The organism is Hymenobacter rubidus (genome assembly GCF_016734815.1).
Classification (GTDB): Bacteria; Bacteroidota; Bacteroidia; order Cytophagales; family Hymenobacteraceae; genus Hymenobacter; species Hymenobacter rubidus.
This window is the reverse complement of the sequence record NZ_JAERQF010000024.1, coordinates 40,694-61,928: the sequence shown is the minus strand read 5'-3', so window position 1 is coordinate 61,928 and position 21,235 is coordinate 40,694. Positions and strand designations below refer to the sequence as shown.

The following is a 21,235-nucleotide window of genomic DNA, read 5'->3' as shown; positions in this document are numbered from 1 at the left end:
CCTTCTGCACGAGAGCTTCAAAGCCCGAATCAGCTTTACTGCACCGGTGGCTGCTCCAGTACTTCGTTCTGCCACAGCAGCTGTTCGTTGCTGATGGGGTAGGGGACGCCGTTGCGAATGGCTTGGAATACGGCCTCGAACAGGCCCATGTAGTTGCCGGGAATGGATGGGTCGGGGGTGGTCGTCAGCGTGCCATCGGCTTGCGCCAGGGTGAGCTGGCCCTGTTGGCCGGGCTTTTCGTGGCCGTATTCGGGAGCGGTGGGGCCGATGCCTTGCTGCAACTGGGCTTCCTGCACGTCGGTGCGGCCTTTTTGGTAGCTGCCCAGGGTGCCGTGCAGCACGTAGGCCGGGCCGGGGGCTGCCACCAGCAGGCTGGATGTCAGCCACACGTGGAGGTTGTTGGGGTAGCGCAGGTGGAAATTGAAGAAGTCATCAACCCGGGTATGGGGCCGGTAGTGGCCACTGGTTTTCTCGGCGCCGAGCGGGCGGCCAAACAGGCTGATGGCCTGGTCGAGGATGTGCGGGCCCAGGTCGTAGAGCAGGCCGCTGCCGGGCAAAGGGTCTTCCTTGAACTTCTTAGGGTTCAGCGTGGGCTTGTACCGGTCGTAGCGAATGTGCACTTCGATGAGCTGGCCCAACTGCCCGCTTTCCACCACGCGGCGCACGGCGCCGAAGTCGCTGTCCCAGCGGCGGTTCTGGTAGGCCAGCAGGTGGCGGCCGGTATCCTGGGCCAGCGCCAACAGCTCCTGAAGCTGCGCGAGCGAGGCGGCCACCGGCTTTTCCAGCAGAACGTGCTTACCGGCGCGCAGGGCCTGGCTGGCCAGGTCGAAGTGGGTGTAGCTGGGCGTATTCACCACCACCAACTCGATGGCCGGGTCGGCCAGCAGCTCGGCAACGCTGCCGTAACTGCGAATGTGCGTGTAGTCGTGGTGCATGCGCTGCTCGGTGCGCTCCACCACGGCCTGCATGTCGAAGCCGGGGTGCGCGGCGAGAAACGGAGCCTGAAACAGCTTGCCCGACATGCCATAGGCAAGCAGCGCGGTGCGGATAGGAGAGGTCGGGGTCATGGCTCAAATGTAAAGCCGCGGGCCTTACTACAGCTGGCAAAACCTGGCTTGTGGCACGGGTGCGGTCCTCCCGGTTATTGGTAAATAGGCTGTAGTTCCGGGAATGCAAATGGAAAAGCGGCTGATAATCAGCGGCTGCGGCACAGTTTTTTCAAGGTACAGTAAATTGCTTTTTTGATTGTGCCTAACTTGTACCGGGTTTTTAGCGCAATGTTGGGCACTATCCTTCGTGCCAGGCGTTTGCGGTAGAAAAGCAGCCCGTCCGGCCGGGTACGTGTCGTTGCCTGCTAACGCACGCCTGAGGGACGGGTTGGGTGTGGCGATATTTACAAGATTGGGGCGGCCCGCGGCTTGCTGAGCAAGCCAAACTTCCAGGATAAACTGAGTCTATGAAGCGAATAGTTGTTCTCCTTACTGCCTGGTTAGGCGTGTTGCTCAGCAACACGGCAATGGTCCAGGCCCAGACGAAACCGGCGCCTCCGCCCGGCGACGCGGCCCCGCGCTACCAGCCGGGCAAGCTCTCCACCGACCCGGCCCAGTACATCAACGATGTGCAGAGCATGATGATTAGCACCAACAATGCCGCGGCCCGTGCCCTCGCCGTGCGCCTGAAGGAATTGTGGGCGTCGAACCGGCTTACTTCTTCGCAGCAGGCCCGCATTGTGGCGCTCTCGCAAACCATGCTGGCCAAGAAGTTTCGGCCCCGGCCGCACTTTGAGGCCCTGTTTGGCGCGATAGTGGGCGGCAAGCTGACCAGCAAGCTCAGCGACCAGCAGATGGACCAGTACCTCGACGTGCTGGGCCAGACGCTGGAAAAAGAAGCTCCGACCGAAACGGAGAAATTCATGTTCAGCACCAACCGTTTTCTCAACGGCGGCTACCTCTACCGTTCGGGCTACAACTCGCTGCGCGTGATGGGCGGCACCATTTCGTTTGCGTACTCGCCCAATACCGCGCCGGCGCCTTCCAACCTGGAATTTGGCGCCCCCGAGCCAGCCCCCAAGGAGGAGCCGCTGCCGGCCGCGCCCAAGCCCACCGCCAAAAAACCGGTAGCGGCCAAACCGGCCGCAAAACCTGCTCCCAAGCCCGCCCCCAAGAAAAAACCCAGCAGCGGCTGGGACACGGCCGATATGTGGTCATCGCCTTCGGCAAGCGGCTGGGGCGACTCCGACGACGGCTGGGGCACGCCCGTTAAGAAAAAAGCGCCGGCCAAAAAGCCCGCCGCTACCGCCGCCAAACCCACGCCCGGCGCGCCGGCTGCCAAGGACGCTGCGCCGGTGGCCAAAGCCTCCGATTTTGATGCGCCCGCGCCTTCCTTCACGCCAGCCCCAACGTATGACGAGTACTTGGCGCCGCCTGCCCGCGGCGCCGTGCTCGTGGTGAAGGATGCCGACTTGTCGATGTCCACAGCCGGCGACTCGGTGGTGCTGAAAAAGGTGAGCGGCACGGCCGTGCCCAGTTCCAACCGCTTCATTGCCACCAGTGGCCAGCTAGCCTGGACCATTAAAACCAACCCGGTCACGGCCGACATGACGGGGTTTGATTTCGATATCACGAAGCCGGAATTTAAAGCCCAGCCGGTGATGCTTACCTACCCGGCCGTGCTGGAAGCCCCGGTGAAAGGCGCGCTTAGCTACAAGAGCGTGCGGCGCAAGCCCGGTGCGCCCGACACGGGCTACCCGCGTTTTATCTCGCTCACCAACGATGCCCGCATCAAAAACCTCGGCGACAATATTCAGTACCGGGGCGGGCTTTCGATGGCCGGTGGCCGCATTCTCAGCGCCGCGCTCGATGGTTCGCTGTCCAACCTGATGGTGAGCCTCGACGGGAAGCCAAAATTCAAAGCCGCTTCGCGGGCCTATGTGCTGAGCGATACGGTGATTACGGCTACGCGGGCCGCGGTGACCATTTACGAAGGCGCCAAAGACTCGGTGACGCACCCCGGCGCCGAGCTGAAGTACTCCAAAACCAAGCAGCAGCTCAAGCTGGTGCGGGAGGAAGGCCTGTACAAGAACACGCCCTACAGCGACTCCTACCACCAGATGGACATTCGCACCGAAGCCCTGACCTGGAACCTGCGGCAGCCCGTTATCGACTTCGCGGTGCTGTCGTCGAAAAACCAGCGCAGCGCCGATTTTGAAAGCAAGGAGTTTTTCACCAACACGCGCTACCAGCAGCTCAAAAGCATCAACCGGCTGCACCCGCTGCAAATGGTGGTGGGCTACAGCCTGACCCACGGCGGCGTGCGCACCATCAACGTGGCTACGCTGGCTGAGGAGCTGAAAACGTCGGTGGCCAACATGCGTACCGACATGGCCGGCTTGGCCCGCGACGGCTACGTGGCCTGGAACTCGCAAACCGGCGACGTGACCATTCTGCCCAAAGGGCTGCACTACGTAGGCTCGGCCCGCGATAAGAAGGACTTCGACCACATTGCCATCAAGTCGCTGTCGGGCACGGGCCGCAACGCCACGCTCAACCTCAACACCAACGAGCTGCTGGTGCGTGGGGTGAACCGGTTCAACTTTTCCGACGACTCGGCCACGGTGTTTGTGCAGCCGGACAGCTCCATTATCCGCATCGGCAAAAACCGAAACATTGCCTTCAACGGCACGGTGGTGGCATCGTCGATGCGCTTCCGGGGCCGGGAGTTCAAGTTTGACTACGATGGGTTCTTCATCGACATGGCCAAAATTGACTCCATCGTCATTCGCAGCGAAACCAAAGATGCCAAGGGCAAGCCCACCGGCAAGCACGCCGACTTCGCTCTTACCAATAAAGGCAAGGTCTCAACCGGCCGCTTGTTCATCAACGACCCCAAAAACAAATCGGGCCGCAAGAAAAAGCCGCAGTACCCGGCCTTTGACTCCAAGAGCGGCGCCAACGTGTACTTCGGCAAGCAGGACGTGCTGGGCGGCGCCTACGACTCCACGATGGTGTTCGATATTCCGCCTTTCAAGCTCGACTCGCTCAACAAGCTAAGCAAGGCGGCGTCGGGCTTCGATGGGACCTTCCGCAGTGGGGGGATTATCCCCGACTTAAAAACCAAGCTCACCATGCAGCCCGATGGCTCGCTGGGCTTCAGCTACGATGTGCCCAAGGAAGGCTTCCCGCTTTACAAAGGCCGGGGCCGCGTGTACAACAAGGTGAAGATGGACGGCAAAGGCCTGCAGGCCGATGGTACCATCACTTACCAGTCGGGCACGTTCACCTCGAACCAGTTCGTGTTCTATCGCGACTCGGTGGTGACGGTGGGCAAAACCGGCGCCATAGCCGCCAAAAAAGCCGACGGCGTAGACGTGCCGAAGATGACGCTGCCCACTGGTTACCTCATGAACTGGAACGTGCGCCAGGATTCCATGTACCTGACCACGCCGCGCTCCGGCGACCCCATTCACCTCTACGGCGCCGCGCCCGACCCCAAAAGCAAAACGCCAGCGGCCGGCTATACCTTCAAAGGCACGGCTTTGCTCACGTCCAAGGGGGCGGGCGGCAACGGCCGCTTAGATGGCCCGCAGTCCTTTATCAAGTCGCCGGAATTCACCTTCAAGTCTGACAGCTACTCCGGGCGTCGGGCGGCGCTTAGCGTGAAGTCGGCCGAAACCAACAAGCCCGCGCTCACGGCCAACGACGTGGCGTTTGAGTATGACATGAAGCGCGGCTTTGCCGATTTCAAGCGCGAGGAAGGCAGCACGGCCAGCATCGACTTGCCCTACTCGAAGTTTAAAACCACGCTGAGCGGCGGGCGCTGGGACTTCAAGAAGAAGCTGGTGAAGCTGCGCGTGGCGGCCAATGCCGACTCCACCAAGTCGTACTTCTACTCCACCAATCCCGACCAGTACGGGCTGAAGTTCAAGGCTTCTACCGGCGTGTACGACTTGGCCAAATACCAGATGAAAGTGGGCGGCGTGCCCTACATCGCCTCGGCCGATGCCTGGGTGGTTCCCGATTCGGGCAAGGTGAGCATCGGGGCCAATGGCCGCCTGGGGCAACTCAAGCGGGCCGGCCTGCTGCTCGATTCGCTGGCCAAATTCCACAAGCTCTACAACGGCAACATCCAGGTGCTGTCGAAGGCGGCGTTTAGCGGCAACGCGCTCTACGGGTTTAAAACCGCGCGCGACTCGGTGGCCTTGAAGTTTAGCAACTTCCAGTCCGACTCAACTTCTTTGCTGGCCGTGAAAGGTAAAAAAGGGTTTCTGAAGAAGAAAGAGGACGTGGAAGGAGCCACGCCCACCGGTCCGCCCACCATTGCGGTGGCCAACGTCGATGCCAGTCTGAAGTTCAAAATCACGCCGCGCATCGGTTACCGGGGCGGCGTGCAGCTGAACTCCCAGCGGCGCGGCTTCGTGTTTGATGGCCAGGTGCAGCTGCAGTTTGGCAAGAACACCAACGCCGAATGGATTGCGGTGAAGGACTCCATCGACCCCAAAAACTTCAGCATGAACCTGGCGGGCATCAAAGCCGAGGACGGTACCCCGCTCATGACCGGCCTGTTCATGTCGGACCAAAGCAATAAGGTGTACCCGCTTTACGCGTCCACCGTGCCCAACCCGACCGATGTGCCCATTTTCAGAGTGGAAGGCAAGCTGCGCTTCGACAACAAGAAAGGCATCTACAGCATCTCGAGCACCGACCCGACCGACGTGAATGCCTACGAGGGCGCCGTGCTGACCTACCGCGATACCACCAACTCGCTGAGCTTCCGCGGGCCCATGAGCTTCATCAACTCCAGCAAGGACTACAAGATGATGGGCAGTGGCGTGGGCACGGCCAACCCCGACAGCGCCCGCTACAACATCAACGCGCTGATGGGCCTCGACATCGTGATGCCCGCCAAAGCCATCGACGCCATGGGCACCGAACTGGCCACCGTAACCAAAAATTCGCCCGAAGCCCTGGACGGTGGCACCGACGAGCTGTACAAGCTGGCCCAGTTCATCGGCGACAAAGGCGTGGAATCGTACACCATGCACAAAGGAGCGGCCGAGCCGCTGGCCAAGCTCTCGCCCAAGCTAGCGGGCCACACCATCTTGCTGAGCAAGGTGAACCTGCGCTGGAATGATAAAAAGCGGGCCTGGTACTCGGTGGGCCAGCTGGGCCTGGCGGGCGTGGGCAAGCAGAGCATGAACGCGCTGATTAACGGCTATGTGGAAATCCGGCGCGAAAATTCGACCGACCTGGTCGAAATCTACCTGGAGCCCGAGCCCCAGGTGTGGTACTACTTCAAGTACAACAACAACGTGCTGCTGACCAAGTCGCAAAACGAAACCTTCGATGCCGAAGTCGGCAGCAAAGCCAAAGGCGACTTCAACACCGCGACCAGCTACGGCGTCTTCCTGGGCGATTATTCGGACGTCGATGCATTCCGTGCGCACTTCCTGAGAGACTACCTGGGCCAGAGCGGCAAACTGGCCGCCCGCCCCGCTGCCCCCGCACCTACCGGCAATTTCGACGTGCTGGAGACCAAGGGCAAGAAGAAGAAAAAAAGCAAGAGCGACGATGCGTTTGGCGGCAGCGAAGCCGATGCCAATGCCAACCCCGGCAGCGCCCCGGCCGATGCTCCCGAACCCGTCGTGACCAAGAAAAAGAAGAAAAGCAAGAGCGACGACCCCTTCGGCGATGCTCCGGCCGACGAGCCTGCCCCCGCTCCGGTGGTGAAGAAGGAAAAAGTGAAAGAGAAGGAGAAAACAGCGGATGCGCCCGCTCTAACCAACACCCCGGCCGCCGCAGCCCCCACCACTCCCACCCCGACGCCCCCTGCCCCGGCCGCTACCTCAACGCCTGCCGCTACTCCCGCCGCTTCTTCGCCTGCCGCTGCCGACGCCACTCCTGCGGCTACTCCTGCGGCTACGCCGCCCGTTGCAGCACCAACGCCTGCAGCCGAGCCAACTCCCGACCCGGCACAGACCAAAAAAGAGGCCGACCGCCAAGCGAAGGAGGCTGAAAAGGAAGCCGAGCGGCTGAAAAAGGAAGAAGAGAAAAAGAAGAAGGAAGAAGAAAAGAAGAAAAAGAAGGCGGCCGACGACCCCTTCGGCGACAGCTAAGCGACTTGGTTAGCCAGCCACTGAAAAAAAAGAACGTCATGCTTCGACCAGCGCAGCATGACGTTCTTTTGTGCGATTCCTGCCTCAATGCTTTCCATGAACATCCTCTACATTGCTTTTGCCCTCCTCGTCGCCTACCTGCTCGGCTCCATCCCCACGGCCCTGTGGGTGGGCCGCCGCTTTTTTAATCTGGCCGACATCCGGGAGCACGGCTCCGGCAATGCCGGCGCCACCAACACCTTCCGGGTGCTCGGCCCCAAGGCGGGCTCGGCCGTGCTGCTCATTGATGCGCTGAAGGGCTTTGTGGCGGCTTATTTCCTGCCGCAGTGGCTGGTGGCGCAGGGCGCCATCGCACCCGAGCACGAACTGTACTACCGCTTGGTCTGCGGCGCGCTGGCCGTTGTGGGGCACATCTACCCGGTGTTTGCGCAGTTTCGGGGCGGCAAGGGTGTGGCCACCATTCTGGGCATGATGCTGGGCGTGGCCCCGGCTACGGTGGGGGTGTGCATCCTGGCTTTCATCGCGATGCTGCTGCTGTTCCGCTTCGTGTCGCTGGCCTCGATGACGGCCGGCGTGTGTTTCGCGCTGCTGCAGCTGCTGCCCCAGTTCCGGCCGCAACAGCCGTTTCTGGTGTGGGTGGGGTTCGGGCTGGCGGCGCTGCTGATATACACCCACCGGGCCAATATCGGCCGGCTCAGGAGCGGGACCGAGAGCCGCGTGCCGCTGCCGTGGGCGAAGAAGTAGGGCGGTAGCGGTCTATTCTTTCTCCAACTGATGGTATAGCTCAGTCAAATCGACCGGCTCGTCCTTGAGCATTAAGGAGGCTGCTGTAGCTGCTAGTAGCGCTTTGGCTTGCGGGACTTCGGTAGCTTTCATAATAGGGCAGTTGAGCACCAGCGCCTGGTTATAGCAGATGGAAACCATGTAAAGCTGCTTCACCACTTTGCCTTTGCCCCGGAATGGCGTATCAAATTCCCAAGCCATAAACAGGTGATTGCCAGGATGCGTGAAAGCCGTCTTTTCATTAGCAACCGGCACTTTCAACTCGTTTTTAAAGTAGCCGGATTCGTGTTGCTGGTAGCTTATTAGAAACTTCTTCATGGTCTCTTCGGGCAAGTCCGTCACGTCGCCGTTGCTTCCATAGGCAATGGTAGTGGCCTGCAGAATCTGGCCATCTACTGTGATAAAATTGGGCGCTTTTTCCGTGGGCGGTACGACGTTTTTGCCCACGACGCGTACGGTGAAAGCGTGGCGCGTGCCATTATACACTAGGATGGCGCCCGTTTTGGTTTGCAGCAAAGCGGGCTTGAAGTCTTCGCCTCCATCCTGGGCAAACAGCGTAGCGGGCGATAGCAAAAGGAGGAAGCAAAAGAGGGATTTCATAACGATAGATGAGGCTAAATGGACAGCAAGTTAGCGTTATAAAGTTGGCTTATGGTTCTGATACCGATGAGCGTAATGCCGGCGCCAACGCCAAAATCATTCAGCAATGGGCCATTGCCACCACCACCAACACCTTTTACCTACACCTCTTCGAGAGCCCCGAGAAAGGCTGGGCTTTGGCCTTGAAATTCGGCGAGGAGATGATAAAGTAGCTGCGGCTTGGTGCCAAAGTGTAGTGAGCGCTAGCTTCGTGGGCATGGTTCGTTTCTTGCTCGTGGGGCTGGTGTTGCTACTGGCCCGGCCCGTCGCTGCCCAGCGCTACAACGTCAAGCTAGTCGCCCCACCCGCGGGCTTCACCTGGCAGCCGCTGCCCGAAAGCAAGGCCGCGGCGCTGCTGCCCGCCGGCTGGTACTACAAAGCCGAGGGCCAGAAAGGCGGCACCACCTACTACCTCACGCAGGAAGAAATAGGGGAGAGCGGCGAATTCCAGACCGGCCTCTCGTTGCAGGTGGTGCGCAAGGCCAAAGCCAAAACCGGCCGCCCCGCCGCCGAATACGCCGAGCTGCTGATGATGCGCACCGGCTTCGGTCCCGGCAAGCAGTTGCTGGAAAAGTCGTCGGTAGCCGACGGCCCTTTCTACAAGCGCACTGTGCGCTACCGCGACGCCCCGCCCGAAGCCGAGCCCCGCGTGGTGTATCAAATGGCCCTGGCCAACGCCAAAACCGACACGCTCTACCTGCTCACCTTCGAAAGCCCCGAAAAAGAGTGGCCCGACGCCTGGAAGCTGGGCGAGGCGATGGTGCGCGAGTTGGTACTTGATTCGCGGCTGTAACGGCCCAAACGTATGTACCCCGAAGCTGCGCTTCGGCCCGCGTGGCCATCGTTCAGCGGGCCGAAGCGCAGCTTCGGGAGACTCGTTCCGGCCCAGCCCGCTACTTTTACCCCCGCATTCCCAACCATCCCAAACTTCGCTTCCATATGGCTAATTACCTCGCCGATAACCAAACCCGCTTCCTCAATGAGCTGATGGACTGGCTCCGCATCCCGTCCGTGTCGGCCGACCCCAAGTTCCACGCCGACGTGCTGCGGGCCGCCGACTACCTCAAAACCCGCCTCGAAGAAGCCGGCGCACAGAACGTCGAAATCTGCCCCACGGCCGGCAACCCCATTGTTTACGGCGACTACCTCGTGAGCCCCGAGGCCAAAACCGTGCTGGTGTACGGCCACTACGACGTGCAGCCCGCCGACCCCTACGAGCTGTGGACCTCGCCGCCCTTCGAGCCGGTGATTAAGGACGAGAATATCTACGCCCGCGGCGCCTGCGACGACAAAGGCCAGGTCTACATGCACGTCAAAGCCTTCGAAATGATGATGCGCGACGGCCAGGGCGGCGTGCCCTGCAACATCAAGTTCATGTTCGAAGGCGAGGAGGAAATTGGCTCCAACAACCTCGAAATCTTCGTAAAAGCGAACAAAGAGAAGCTCAAAGCCGACGTCATCCTCATCTCCGATACCGGTATGCTGGCCAACGACGTGCCCAGCATCGAAGTGGGCCTGCGCGGCCTGAGCTACCACGAAGTGACCGTGACCGGTCCCAACCGCGACCTGCACTCCGGCCTCTACGGCGGGGCCGTGCAAAACCCCATCAACGCCCTGTGCGAGATGATTGCCAGCCTGCACGACGCCAACGGCCACATCACCATCCCCGGCTTCTACGACAACGTGGACGAGCTCAGCGCCGACGAGCGCGCCGAAATGGCCAAGGCCCCGTTCTCGGAAGAGGAGTTCAAGCAAAGCATTGGCCTGCCCGATAGCTACGGCGAAAAAGGCTACAGCAGCATGGAACGCACCAGCATTCGCCCCACGCTCGACGTGAACGGCATTTGGGGCGGCTACACCGGTGAGGGCGCAAAAACCGTCATCGCTTCGCAGGCCCACGCCAAAATATCGATGCGCCTGGTGCCCCACCAAACCTCAGCCGAAATCACCGAGAAATTCCAGCAGCACTTCAGCAGCATCGCGCCCCAGGGCGTGACCGTGGAAGTGCGCCCCCACCACGGCGGCGAGCCCGTGGTGACGCCCACCAACTCCTTGGCCTACAAAGCCGCGGCTGATGCCATGGAAACCACCTTCGGCAAGCGCCCGGTGCCCACGCGTGGCGGCGGCTCCATCCCCATTGTGGCCATGTTCAAGTCGGAGCTGGGCCTCGATACCGTTCTGCTTGGCTTTGGGCTCGATAGCGACGCCATCCACTCGCCCAACGAGCATTTCGGCGTTTTCAACTTCCTGAAGGGCATCGAAACCATTCCGCATTTCTACCGCAACTACGCGGCGGCGCAATAGCATTACGCAGTTTCCAGCAAAGGCAACGCCCGGCATCTGTGCAGGTGCCGGGCGTTGCCTTTGCTGGATGTATTTCGCTGTTAATAGGCCCTGTTGAAAGAGTAAGTGAGGTATAATTGGAAGGCGCTGTTGCGCGCGTGGGGCTGAATGGTAGTTGAGCCGACGACGTTTGCATCCCGAACTTCCGTGAATGAGCCATTATAGCGAAAGCCAAAGCCCAAACCAGTCTTGCGCTCGAAGCCCAGGCCGGCCACGTAGCCTAAATCGGTTGTTCTGAGATTGTCGCGGTAGGTGGTGGAGGTGCTGGCGCTACTCTTGTCTTTTGCATACACCAAAAAGCCAATTTGCGGGCCCGCTTCCAGAAAGAACCCGTTGGCGGTGAGGTGAAAGGCCAGGGGAATATCCGCGTAGTGCAAACGGGGGGTTGTACCTAACGGGGCAAACGGTGGTTGCACCGCAGTGTAGTCGGCACCCTTTTGTGAGTAAAGTAATTCGGGCTGAAAGGCGAGCCGCTCATTGAGGGTAATGTTGAGGAAGCCCCCGGCGTGAACCCCGTAAATGCTTTCGTAGTCGGTAGCATTCACTCCAACCAAATCAGACAATGTACCGCCGACCTTCACACCATAGGACAAAGTGCCACTCGAACCTTGGCTGCGCTTGCGAATACTGCGTTGCGCATTGGCCGCTCCGGTAAGCCCCGTGACTAAGGCAAGAATGAGAATAATTTTTTGCATAAGCGGGAGTAGTTAAAGTAGCAGCGCAAAGCTACTGCCCAGTTGTCGTTGTATTAGCAGGCTTTTTGTCGTCTTTTTAGAAACAACAAGCCCGACCTCTGCACGAGAAGCCGGGCTTGTGATGCAATCAAGGCATGTTTGGGCTGATTAACGGCCTCGTCGCTACGCCTTAGCCACCAAACGAGTACCCCAGCGACAGCCAGAAAGAACTGGACTTGAAAGCGCCTCGTCCCAAAACCGTGCTCGCATCGCTTTTAAAGACATTGGATGCCCCGCCGTCGTAGCGTACTCCAATCGACGGGCCGTGGTTGAGTTGATAGCCTAGGCCCACCACGTAGTCGAGCACCACCGGGTTTACCTGCGTTTTTACGTTTTCTCCGCCTTCGTTCACGGCTTTCAGAGCAAAGTTGACTTCCGGACCAGCTTCAAAAAACAGGCCGCCGGCGTGGTAACGGGCCAGCAGTGGCACGTTGAGGTAGGTGACGTCGCGGCTGAGTAGGTCAAGGGCCGTGGCGTCAAAGTATTGCAGCGTGTAAAGCACTTCGGGGTGGAAAGAAACGGCCTCCGACAAGTAGGCATCGGCTGTCAGGCCGGCCTGGTAGGCCGAGTGATTGACGGGTGTGTACTCGTTGTTGCCAAGCAGGCTGGTGCGGCCGTAGGCCGCCGTGATGCCAATGGTGCTGGCGGGCTTCTGGGCATTAGCGGTGCCGACGGTGGCCACTGTCAGAGTCAGAACAGTTAGGATTTTTTTCATGGCAATTGCGATAGCTACTGAGAGGATAATGGATGAAAATGCTGGCCTTTTAGGCGAAGGCTGAGCTTTATACTACCTTCCACAACGGTGGGTTGCCTACACAGACGAGTTTCAACTGTTATCTCAAATGGCCTTTTCTGCCCTTCACGAACCCTTCATGTTGCGCCATATACAAAACCACCCGGCTTTTAACTGAGAAGCCGGGTGGTATAATGGAAAACGCAGCAGAAAGTAAAGCAGCCCTAGCGGACGCCCTTGCTCTTTTTGTATTTATGGTATTTCTGCGCCGAATAGGTCAGGTACACCTGAAAAACACCGTTATGTACTTCGGGGGGGGCCGTACCGTCAATCGGGTCTTTGTATACGCTCGTAAAGCCGGCATTGTAGCGCCCGCCAACGCCCAGGCCACCTTTTTTGGGCTGGTAACCAACTCCCAGCAGGTAGCCAAAGTCAAAGGTGCGGAATGCATCCCGTGAATTCAGCGTCCCGGCAGGAGTCGTCGACTTGGCCGTGAGCAGGTAGCCCAGTTGGGGCCCAGCTTCGGCAAACAAGTCATTCCAGCTGGCCCGAAATGCCACGGGCACGTCGATATAGTTCAGGTGATACGTGTCGTTTTCGTATACGGTCGCTGCCTGGCCCAGCATCCCTTTCATCGAATAAAGAATTTCGGGCTGTATCGAAAACGGGGCATTGAGGGCCAGATTGGCGAAAAATCCAGCATGGCCCCCATATACAAACCGTGTGTTTTGTGCTAAGTCGCCCACAAATGATGCTGCCGAGCCACCAGCTTTCAAGCCTACATACGATTCGTGGCGCTTATGTAGTTGGGCATGAGAAGCCGAGCTAAAAAGTGCAAGCGTAGCTAATGTGAAGAGAATTTTTTTCATATGTACGGGGACTGGGATGAAACTACGCCGCTCCATTAGAGAAGCACCGTGTGCGGCTTGAGGCGAAATGATTAGGAATAGCCAATAGGTGATTTACAAGCTGAGAAATAGCCCCGCGGGTGGCCCGCTGGTTTCCCAATCGGAAAAATACCACATTGCCAACGAGCTTCCAAAAAATCTGGTTTGCTATGTTCCGCTCATTGGGGCGAAAAGTTTCGAAAATCCTTAGAAAAAGCGATAAGTGCAGGCAACAAAAGAGGCGAAATTTTTACCGCAGGCCACGTGGTGTCTGCATCGAGACGACACGCAGGAAAACTACGAATGTGCAATGGTTTACGCGCTTTTGGGTAGTGGCTTTGTGGATTGTATAGCTGTTTCAATTGCTCGCAACGAAGCGCCCACCGGCCCAATGCCTCGTTGCGACCACCCGCTGGACCACTGCAGCCAGCTTTCGATGGTCGGCCTTGGACAGGAGCAGCCGCAGTTATCGGCGAAGGAGGAGGCCTGATTAGGGCAATGTCGGAATTAGGCGACAGTATAAACGATGTAGGGGCGGGGCATGCCCCCGCTCTTACATCGTTCGCGCCGTTGCGCTAGTTTGGTTCAATGACGGGCGGGGGCAGGCCCCGCTCCAACAGCCACTGACTCCGAAGCTGCTCTAAAATCTTAGGTACGTGGCGGCGCCAGCGGGGCGCCCTCGGCAGGCCGTACCCATGCCTTCGCATTCAATGGCCCCTCAATGCCGTAGCCATTATTGGCGCTACTGGTCGCACGTACATCGTGACTGACACTTTATACTTGGGTTGTAACTTCGGCGGCGGGCTGCGCCTCGCTGCCGTTGGCGAGCCAAGAGGTGCTGGCCGCCGCCTCGCCTGCTGCGGACAGCACAACGGCCCAAGTGCACGTAGTGAAGGCGTTGGGGATGGTTGTGCGCACGTTGCGGACGACCGAAAGAACCACTGGTACGGGAGGGGTTTTGCCCGACCTGACCGGCCTGACGGCAAAGTATATGCGGTGCAGCTTCAGGTGGGTAAAGAATTTGTGATGCGGCGCTTTGTTTTGGAGTAGGCACGCTCAACCTTTTGTGGTTTACCTCAGTATCAACCACTATCCGACGGTATGCAAAGCCGCGGCAACTTCTCACCCCTTCTTTTCTTTGCCATGAACGCCACTCGTCTTTCCCTATTTGCCTTTCTGGTGGCGCTGGCCACTACGCTGACTGGCTGCGAAGCCATCGGCGACATCTTCAAAGCCGGTGCTTATACGGGCATCATTGCGGTGTTCATCGTGGTGGCGCTGCTATTTTTCATTGTGAACAAAATGCGCGGCCCCCGGACCTAACTGGCCCGCAGTTCGGCACAAAAAAGGGCGGCCCCATTCCGGAGGCCGCCCTTTTTCGTTTCCCAATAGCCCAACAAAAGCTATTCGCTTTTCTTGCGGTCGGGCATGGTGCCGATGATGTGGTCCCAGAGGGTGCTGCTCACCCCAAAAGCTACCTCATCCTGCCGGTAGTGGTGCTGGCTGTGGTGCGTCCACCACACTTTCAGAAAGTTTTTGGGGGGCGAATACGCGTGAATGGCATAGTGCACAAACAGGTACATGGCGTATCCAAATGTGAAGCCCGACAACAGCCCAAACGCATAGGAGCCGAAGCTAAACCGGAAAATAAAGAACAGCAACGACGCCACGAACACCGTGATGATGGGCGGCATGGCCAGCCGGGTCTTGTCCTTGGGGTACTCGTGGTGCACGCCGTGCATGGTGTACTGGAACTTGGCCCGGCCCGGCGTGGTGGCCGGAATGTGGTAGAGGTAGCGGTGCACCAGGTACTCCACGAAGGTGAAGGCAAACAGGCCCACCAAAAACAGCCCCAACGCCGACAGCCCCGACATAAAGCCGCGCGTGAGGCCGTAATATAAACTCAGAGCAGCTGTGGCAATGAAAATGCTCACCGGCAGCGCAATGTGCGTGTGCGACAAGCGCTCCAGCACCGGGTTCTGAAACAACTGCGCCGAACCTTTGTGCTTGGGCCGCACCGGCGCGGCAGCCGCCGAAACGGACTGAACGGCCGGTTCTTCAGTGGAGATGGATTGCATAGGAATAACGAACAACAGACGAAAGAAACAAAATTACGACGCCGGGGGCAATGCGCCGGGCAAGGCAAACCCGGCCGCTGCTAGCTGGGCCACCACGGCGGGCAGCGTGCAGGCAGCCGCGCAGCGCAGCCGCGCCTGGGCATAAAACCCCCTTCGCGCGGCCAGGGTTTCATGCAGCCAGGCTTCGGCCCCGCCGGCAGCCACCAGCAGGGGGCGTTTGGCTACCTCCTCGGCGGGCAGGCGGGCGGCGAGCACGGCCACCGGTACGTCGAGCCAGAGGGTAGGGCCGGCCTGGTTGAGCAGCGTCATGTTGTCGTGAAAGCAGGGAGTGCCGCCGCCCGTGGCCAGCACCAGCGGCGGCCCCGAGCGGCCGAGGGCTTCGCGCAGCACAGCCGCTTCAATCTCGCGGAAACCAACTTCGCCTGCGGCGGCAAAAATCTCGCGAACGCTCTGGCCCGTCCGGGCCTCAATTGCAATGTCCAGGTCCAGAAACGGCCGGTTGAAGTGGGCCGCCAACTGCCGGCCCAGAGTGGTTTTGCCGGAGCCGGGCAGGCCCACGATGCTCAGGTGGCCAGAGCCGGTGGGTAGAAGGGTTTTGTCGGCAGAAGAAGGCCGTTCTGGGTTGTCTGTCATCCTGAGCGCAGCGAAGGACCTTATCACGTCCCAGCCGTTTGAATTACCGCAATCTGTTCTGCCATGATAAGGTCCTTCGCTGCGCTCAGGATGACAGAATTTGTAACAAACACTACCCCAGTTTCACACGCGGGTCGAGCACGGCGTAGAGGACATCTACGGCAATATTGATGACCACAAACAGCGCGGCTACGAACAGCGTAGAACCCATCACGACGGGAAAATCGAGGTTTTCGACGGCGCGGAGCGTTATCGTGCCCAGGCCTTTCCAATTGAAGATGTATTCGATGAAAAACGCGCCCGCCATGAGCGAAGCCAGCCAGCCCGATACGGCCGTGACCACCGGGTTCAGGGCATTGCGCAGGGCGTGGTGCAGCACGGTAGCGGTGCGGCTCAGGCCCTTGGCGCGGGCCGTGCGGATGTAGTCCTGGCCCAGCACATCGAGCATGCTGGAGCGGGTGAGTTGCGTGATGATGGCCAGCGGCCGGATGCCCAGCGCCACGGCCGGCAGCAGCAGGTTGCGCAGTGCCAAATGCCGCTCGCCCGTGAATGGGTCGGTTTCGTACAGTTGGCCCGTCAGGCTCAGGCCCGTCCAGTGGCTCCAGTAAAAGCCGAAGGTGACGGCAATGACAATGGCCGCTACAAACGACGGCACCGAAATACCCAGCACCGAGGTGCTCACCAGCACCCTATCGAGCCACGACTGGGGCCGCAGCGCCGCCACCACGCCAAAGGCCACACCGCCCACGCTGGCAATGAGCATGGCCGCCAGCGCCAGCCACGTGGTGCCGGGGAAATAGTCGAGCAGAATGCGCAGCACGTCCTTATTGCTCTGGAAGGAGCGGCGCAGGTAAGGTGTTTTCAGCACCACTGCGCGGCTGCCCAGCGGCAGCACGGCCACCCCACCGTAGCGCGCCCGCCCGGCCGAGTCGCGCGGGTGCAGCCCCAGCGGCGATACGTCGTTGAGGTAGCCCAGCAGGCGAGCGGGGAGGGGCTGGTCGAGGCCCAGGTCGGCGGTGATGGCGGCTTTGGTGGCCACGTCGGAGCGCTGGCCGGCCAGCAGGGCGGCGGGGTCACCGGGCAGCACGTTGAACAGAATAAACACCGTGCACGCCACGCCCACCAGCACAAGCAGGCCCTGGCCCAGGCGACGGAGAATAAAGGAAAACATTCTTTAGGTATAGGGAAAAAGACCGTCCTGCTGAGCGCAGCCGAAGCATCTCTACCTCAATACTAATTAATTACTTGCGCGGTAGAGATGCTTCGGCTGCGCTCAGCAGGACATGTTTGCTAATTGTTTAGCAAAAACTTATTGCAGCTTTTCCTCCACTTTCCCAATGCTGGGGATGTCGTGGTAATGGTATTTGCCGCGCACCACGCCGTCTTTGAGTAGCACGAAGCCGGGGTTGGAGCGGATGATGGATTTCAGGACCGTGGCGTCGGCGTAGTAGAAGGGCACCGCGAAATTGGCGTTGTGCCGGAACACGTCGAATTCGGCCGGGCTGGCGCTGGTGATGATGAGCGGCGTGATGCCCCGGCGCGACTCCTTGGCGTCGTCCAGCAGCTTGTTGATTTGGTCATACCGGTCGCGGTCGGCCTTGTCGGTGTTCTGGATTATCAGCACCAGCTTGTTGCCGCGCAACAGCTCGGGGGTGTAGTCGCCGTCATCATTCCACACCCGGAAATCGGTGATTTTGGGCGCGTCCTCGGGGTTGAGGGCCACCATGCTTTTGTAGGTCCAGGTCGAGTCGGGGTAGGTGGTGAACTCCTCGGTTTTGCCGCCTTTCTCCATGATGTACTTGTAGCGCAATTGGGCACTGGGTTTCATCAGCTTGCCAATGTCGTTGCCGACTTTGTAGGGCAGAAAATCGAAATACGGCAGGTGCCCCAGCGCCCGCACCCCAATGCCAATGGCAATGGCCGAGGCAAAGGTCATGACCATGATGCCCACCATGCCCTGCACAAAGGCGTGACGCAGAAAGCGTTGGTTTAGAAACACCACCGTCCAGAGCAGCAGCAGAAACAGGTCTTTGAAAAACGAAGTCCAGGGCTTCAGCTTGATGAAATCGCCGAAGCAGCCACAGTCCGTCACCTTGTTGAAAGCAGCTGAGTAGAACGTGAGGAAGGCAAAAAATACCAGCAGCGCCAGCAGCGCCCATAGCACCACTTTCAGGTGCCAGCGCAGCAGCAGCGCCACCCCCAGAATCACTTCCAGCGAGCTCATGACGATGGAAAGCGTGCGCGAAAGCCCTCTGAACCACAGGAAAAATCCGGCCAGGCTGGGCACCGAAGCCGCAAAGACCTCAAAGTATTCTTCCAGCTTGTAGGCAGTGCCCACCGGGTCGTTCAGCTTGATGAGGCCAGAGAAAATGAAAAGCGCGCCGAGTATAAACCAGCACACACGGGTGAGGGTGCGCAACGGGTGCGGAGCGGGGGCAACGGCGGTAACGGAACTGGGGACTGACATAGGGAGCAAAGGTAAGCTGCGTGCAAAACGCGCGGGCAAGGCGTTGGGTTATTGGGCGGCAGTTGGCAAAAGAACGTCCTGCTGAGCGTAGTCGAAGCATCTCTACTGTGCAAGTAATCCAATCGACAGGGTTTACTATTGCGGTAGAGATGCTTCGACAAGCTCAGCAGGACGTTATGCTTTCTAGTTTCTAGCCAACAACTACTAACATACAACTACTCCTCGCCGCGCAAAATCAGGGCAAATACGGCGTAGTTCAGCATGTCGCGGTAGCTGCCTTCCACGCTTTCGCTCACCAGGGCGGCGCCGCCGATGTCTTCGAGTTGCTTCACGCGGTGCAGCTTCATCAAAATCAGGTCGGTGATGCTCGATACGCGCATCTGGCGCCAGGCTTCGCCGTAGTCGTGGTTTTTGGCCAGCAGGAGGCGGCGGTTTTCGGCGGCTTCGGTGTCATAGGCTTCGGCCACGGCCTCGGGCGCCATGTCGAGCGGCGTATTCTGGGGCAGGTGCAGCTGCATCAGGGCAATGAGGCAGTAGTTGATGATGGCCACGAACTCCTCGTTCACGTCATCGGCCACCAGCTGCACGCCGGTTTCCTGAATGGTCCGAATGCGGTTGGCCTTGATAAAAATCTGGTCCGTGACCGAGGGTAGGCGCAGAATGCGCCAGGCCGTGCCGTAGTCGTGGGTTTTGGCCAGAAACAGGGTCCGGCAGCGGGCCAGCAGCAGGTCGTAGTGGTCGGGGGTGGTCAAGTGGTGAACTGGTGAGTGGTGAAATGGTGAGTTTGGAATCCCGTCTCACGCCGCAAGTTCGGTCCATTAGACGGATATTGGCGCTTTCGCCACTTTGTGCTGCCCATAATAGTATGATGTTGTCACCCACCGCTAAGCCAGCTGTCGACTCACCAGTTCACCAGTTCACTAGCTCACTGCTCAGCCCCCACGGCCGCCTGCTGAGCCTGCACCGGCCGCAGGTAATGGGCATCCTCAACCTCACGCCCGACTCGTTTTTCGCCGACAGCCGCGTGGCCTCTGAAAAAGAGCTGCTCGCGCGCGCCGAAGCCATGCTCAAAGCTGGGGCGGCCGTGCTCGACCTCGGGGCCTACAGCACCCGACCCGGCGCCGAAGACATTTCGGCCGACGAAGAAGCCCGCCGCTTGCTGCCCGCCGTGGAAGCCCTGCGCCGCGAGTTTCCCGCCGCCTTTCTTTCCGCCGATACCTTCCGGGCCGGGGTAGCCGAAGCTGCCGTGCACGCCGGGGCCGACCTGGTGAACGACGTGGGCGGCGGCACCCTCGACCCTGCCATGTTTGCCACCGTGGGCCGCCTGCGCGTGCCCTACGTGCTGATGCACCTGCGCGGCACGCCCCAAACCATGGCCCGGCTCACGCACTACGAGGACGACATCGTGCTTACGCTGCTGCGCTATTTCCGCGATGGTCTTGCCGCCCTGCGGCAGGCCGGCGCCGTGGACGTGCTGCTCGACCCCGGCTTTGGATTTGCCAAAACGGCCGCCCAAAGCCACGAGCTGCTGCGCCGCCTGCCCGAGCTGCGCGCGCTGGGCCTGCCGCTGCTGGCCGCGTTGTCTCGCAAGAAAATGGTGTACGGCCCCTTGGGCCTGGGCCCCGAAGCCGCCCTCAACGGCACCACGGCCCTGCACATGGCGGCCTTGCAAGGGGGCGCGCGCCTGCTGCGCGCCCACGACGTGGCCGAAGCCCGGCAAACGATAGAATTATTTGCGCATACCTTTCCAATGGCGGAATAAAGGCCGTAATTTGAGGAGCGAAGGGCCTGCCGTGCAACGGCAGCGCTTTATTGTTGTCATCCCGAGCGCAGCGAAGGACCTTCTCACGCTAGCGAAGTGCCTACGGCAAGCCGTTTTTCGGTGAGCCGGTCCTTTGCCGCGCTCCGGATAACAGACGCTCTGCCTTGTCCTCTCATTTATCCCGCCCATGACCGGCCCGTATCCCATCAATTTCCTGCATTTCGGCTGGATTGACGCGGCCGATGTGCTCCTGGTGACGGTGCTGCTCTACCAGCTCTACAAGCTGCTGCGCGGCTCGGTGGCCCTGAACGTCGCCCTCGGGCTGATATCGTTCTATCTGCTCTACCTGGTGGTGAAAGCCACGGGCATGGAGCTGCTGACCAAGATATTGGGACAGTTTATGAGCGTGGGGGTGCTGGCCAGCATCATCCTGTTTCAGCAGGAAATCCGGCGGTTTTTGCTGAACGTGGGCAAAGCCACGGCCCTGGAGCGCGTGCGCGGCTGGGCCCGCGGCCGCCCCACCGATGCCGCGCCGCTGGCCGTGGGCCCGTTTGTGGAAGCGGCCAAAAGCCTGTCCAATAAGTACACCGGGGCCCTCATCTGCTTCGCACAGGTGTCCGACCTCACGGCCTTCGCCGAATCGGGCGACCGGCTCGACGCCGAAATCAGCAAGCGCCTGCTGCTGTCCATCTTCAACAAAACCTCGCCCCTGCACGATGGCGCCGTGATAGTGGCCAATGGCCGCCTGCAAGCCGCCCGCTGCATCCTGCCCGTGAGCGAAAACCCCGACGTGCCCGCCTCCCTGGGCCTGCGCCACCGCGCCGCCATTGGCCTGAGCGAAATCACCGATGCCGTGGTGCTGGTGGTGAGCGAAGAAACCGGGGCCATGAGCCTGGTGCGCCACGGCGAGGTGCACCGCAACCTGGCCACCGGCGAGCTGCGCGCCCGCCTCAACGAATGGCTGCTCAGCGAGAGCCCCGCAAAGGCCGCCCCCCTGAAATCGGGCGCCGCGGTTTAACCTAACGGCTTGAAAGCCGGCGAAGCTGGTGGTGGCCTTACGGAACT

Annotated in this window: 19 protein-coding genes; 8 read left to right on the top strand and 11 right to left on the bottom strand. The window is 60.0% G+C overall.

Annotation, left to right across the window (positions count from 1 at the left end; translation table 11 throughout):
- Positions 1-35 precede the first annotated feature (35 nt).
- Entirely contained in the window at positions 36-1,067 is a 1,032-nt protein-coding gene (locus tag JKL48_RS15795) for a Gfo/Idh/MocA family oxidoreductase (RefSeq protein WP_201984173.1), read from the bottom strand.
- 389 nt (positions 1,068-1,456) lie between these two features.
- Between JKL48_RS15795 and JKL48_RS15790 the strand changes: the two genes are divergently transcribed.
- Together JKL48_RS15790 and plsY are read left to right on the top strand one after the other, a co-directional pair.
- Positions 1,457-7,111, top strand: coding sequence for a hypothetical protein (locus JKL48_RS15790; RefSeq protein ID WP_201984171.1), 5,655 nt, complete (start codon positions 1,457-1,459; stop codon positions 7,109-7,111).
- A gap of 96 nt (positions 7,112-7,207) precedes the next feature.
- Complete coding sequence (plsY, locus tag JKL48_RS15785; RefSeq protein ID WP_201984169.1) at positions 7,208-7,855, top strand: glycerol-3-phosphate 1-O-acyltransferase PlsY; 648 nt, start codon at positions 7,208-7,210, stop codon at positions 7,853-7,855.
- A gap of 12 nt (positions 7,856-7,867) precedes the next feature.
- Here plsY and JKL48_RS15780 read toward each other — a convergent pair whose 3' ends face one another.
- Complete coding sequence (locus tag JKL48_RS15780) at positions 7,868-8,494, bottom strand: hypothetical protein (RefSeq protein WP_201984167.1); 627 nt, start codon at positions 8,492-8,494, stop codon at positions 7,868-7,870.
- Between the two features lie 44 nt (positions 8,495-8,538).
- Here JKL48_RS15780 and JKL48_RS15775 point away from each other — a divergent pair, with 44 nt between their 5' ends.
- The 3 genes from JKL48_RS15775 to JKL48_RS15765 all read left to right on the top strand — a co-directional run bounded on the left by JKL48_RS15775 (position 8,539) and on the right by JKL48_RS15765 (position 10,837).
- Positions 8,539-8,706, top strand: a complete 168-nt coding sequence (locus tag JKL48_RS15775) for a hypothetical protein (RefSeq protein ID WP_201984165.1) — start codon at positions 8,539-8,541, stop codon at positions 8,704-8,706.
- Positions 8,707-8,750: 44 nt separating this feature from the next.
- Complete coding sequence (locus JKL48_RS15770; RefSeq protein WP_201984162.1) at positions 8,751-9,326, top strand: hypothetical protein; 576 nt, start codon at positions 8,751-8,753, stop codon at positions 9,324-9,326.
- A gap of 146 nt (positions 9,327-9,472) precedes the next feature.
- Positions 9,473-10,837 (top strand): dipeptidase, encoded by a 1,365-nt coding sequence (locus JKL48_RS15765; RefSeq protein WP_201984160.1) that lies wholly within the window; start codon positions 9,473-9,475, stop codon positions 10,835-10,837.
- Positions 10,838-10,917: 80 nt separating this feature from the next.
- Here JKL48_RS15765 and JKL48_RS15760 read toward each other — a convergent pair whose 3' ends face one another.
- The 4 genes from JKL48_RS15760 to JKL48_RS15745 all read right to left on the bottom strand — a co-directional run bounded on the left by JKL48_RS15760 (position 10,918) and on the right by JKL48_RS15745 (position 14,148).
- Entirely contained in the window at positions 10,918-11,571 is a 654-nt protein-coding gene (locus tag JKL48_RS15760; RefSeq protein WP_201984159.1) for a porin family protein, read from the bottom strand.
- 169 nt (positions 11,572-11,740) lie between these two features.
- The gene (locus JKL48_RS15755) at positions 11,741-12,325 is read right to left on the bottom strand and encodes an outer membrane beta-barrel protein (RefSeq protein WP_201984158.1); all 585 of its coding nucleotides are present in this window, start codon (positions 12,323-12,325) and stop codon (positions 11,741-11,743) included.
- 242 nt (positions 12,326-12,567) lie between these two features.
- On the bottom strand, positions 12,568-13,212 hold the full coding sequence (locus tag JKL48_RS15750; RefSeq protein ID WP_201984157.1) for a porin family protein: 645 nt from the start codon (positions 13,210-13,212) through the stop codon (positions 12,568-12,570).
- A 792-nt stretch (positions 13,213-14,004) separates the two neighbouring features.
- Complete coding sequence (locus JKL48_RS15745; protein WP_201984156.1) at positions 14,005-14,148, bottom strand: hypothetical protein; 144 nt, start codon at positions 14,146-14,148, stop codon at positions 14,005-14,007.
- 225 nt (positions 14,149-14,373) lie between these two features.
- Here JKL48_RS15745 and JKL48_RS15740 point away from each other — a divergent pair, with 225 nt between their 5' ends.
- The gene (locus JKL48_RS15740; RefSeq protein WP_201984154.1) at positions 14,374-14,553 is read left to right on the top strand and encodes a hypothetical protein; all 180 of its coding nucleotides are present in this window, start codon (positions 14,374-14,376) and stop codon (positions 14,551-14,553) included.
- 80 nt (positions 14,554-14,633) lie between these two features.
- Here the strand turns inward: JKL48_RS15740 and JKL48_RS15735 are convergent, their stop codons facing one another.
- The 5 genes from JKL48_RS15735 to JKL48_RS15715 form a co-directional block, all read right to left on the bottom strand.
- Positions 14,634-15,308 carry a sterol desaturase family protein gene (locus tag JKL48_RS15735; protein ID WP_201984152.1) on the bottom strand — a complete coding sequence of 225 codons (675 nt, stop codon included), beginning with the start codon at positions 15,306-15,308 and terminating at the stop codon, positions 14,634-14,636.
- 33 nt (positions 15,309-15,341) lie between these two features.
- Complete coding sequence (locus JKL48_RS15730; protein ID WP_201984148.1) at positions 15,342-15,941, bottom strand: shikimate kinase; 600 nt, start codon at positions 15,939-15,941, stop codon at positions 15,342-15,344.
- Positions 15,942-16,053: 112 nt separating this feature from the next.
- A complete protein-coding gene (locus JKL48_RS15725; RefSeq protein ID WP_201984146.1) occupies positions 16,054-17,112 on the bottom strand; it encodes an ABC transporter permease in 1,059 nt (352 codons plus the stop codon).
- 138 nt (positions 17,113-17,250) lie between these two features.
- Complete coding sequence (locus tag JKL48_RS15720) at positions 17,251-18,408, bottom strand: BT_3928 family protein (RefSeq protein WP_236668841.1); 1,158 nt, start codon at positions 18,406-18,408, stop codon at positions 17,251-17,253.
- A gap of 215 nt (positions 18,409-18,623) precedes the next feature.
- A complete protein-coding gene (locus JKL48_RS15715; protein ID WP_201984145.1) occupies positions 18,624-19,160 on the bottom strand; it encodes a DUF1599 domain-containing protein in 537 nt (178 codons plus the stop codon).
- A 113-nt stretch (positions 19,161-19,273) separates the two neighbouring features.
- On the opposite strand from JKL48_RS15715, the gene folP reads away from it, so the two are divergent.
- Both folP and cdaA read left to right on the top strand, forming a co-directional pair.
- Positions 19,274-20,170 carry a dihydropteroate synthase gene (gene folP, locus JKL48_RS15710; protein WP_236668840.1) on the top strand — a complete coding sequence of 299 codons (897 nt, stop codon included), beginning with the start codon at positions 19,274-19,276 and terminating at the stop codon, positions 20,168-20,170.
- 187 nt (positions 20,171-20,357) lie between these two features.
- Positions 20,358-21,188, top strand: coding sequence for a diadenylate cyclase CdaA (gene cdaA, locus JKL48_RS15705; RefSeq protein WP_201984144.1), 831 nt, complete (start codon positions 20,358-20,360; stop codon positions 21,186-21,188).
- Positions 21,189-21,235 lie beyond the last annotated feature (47 nt).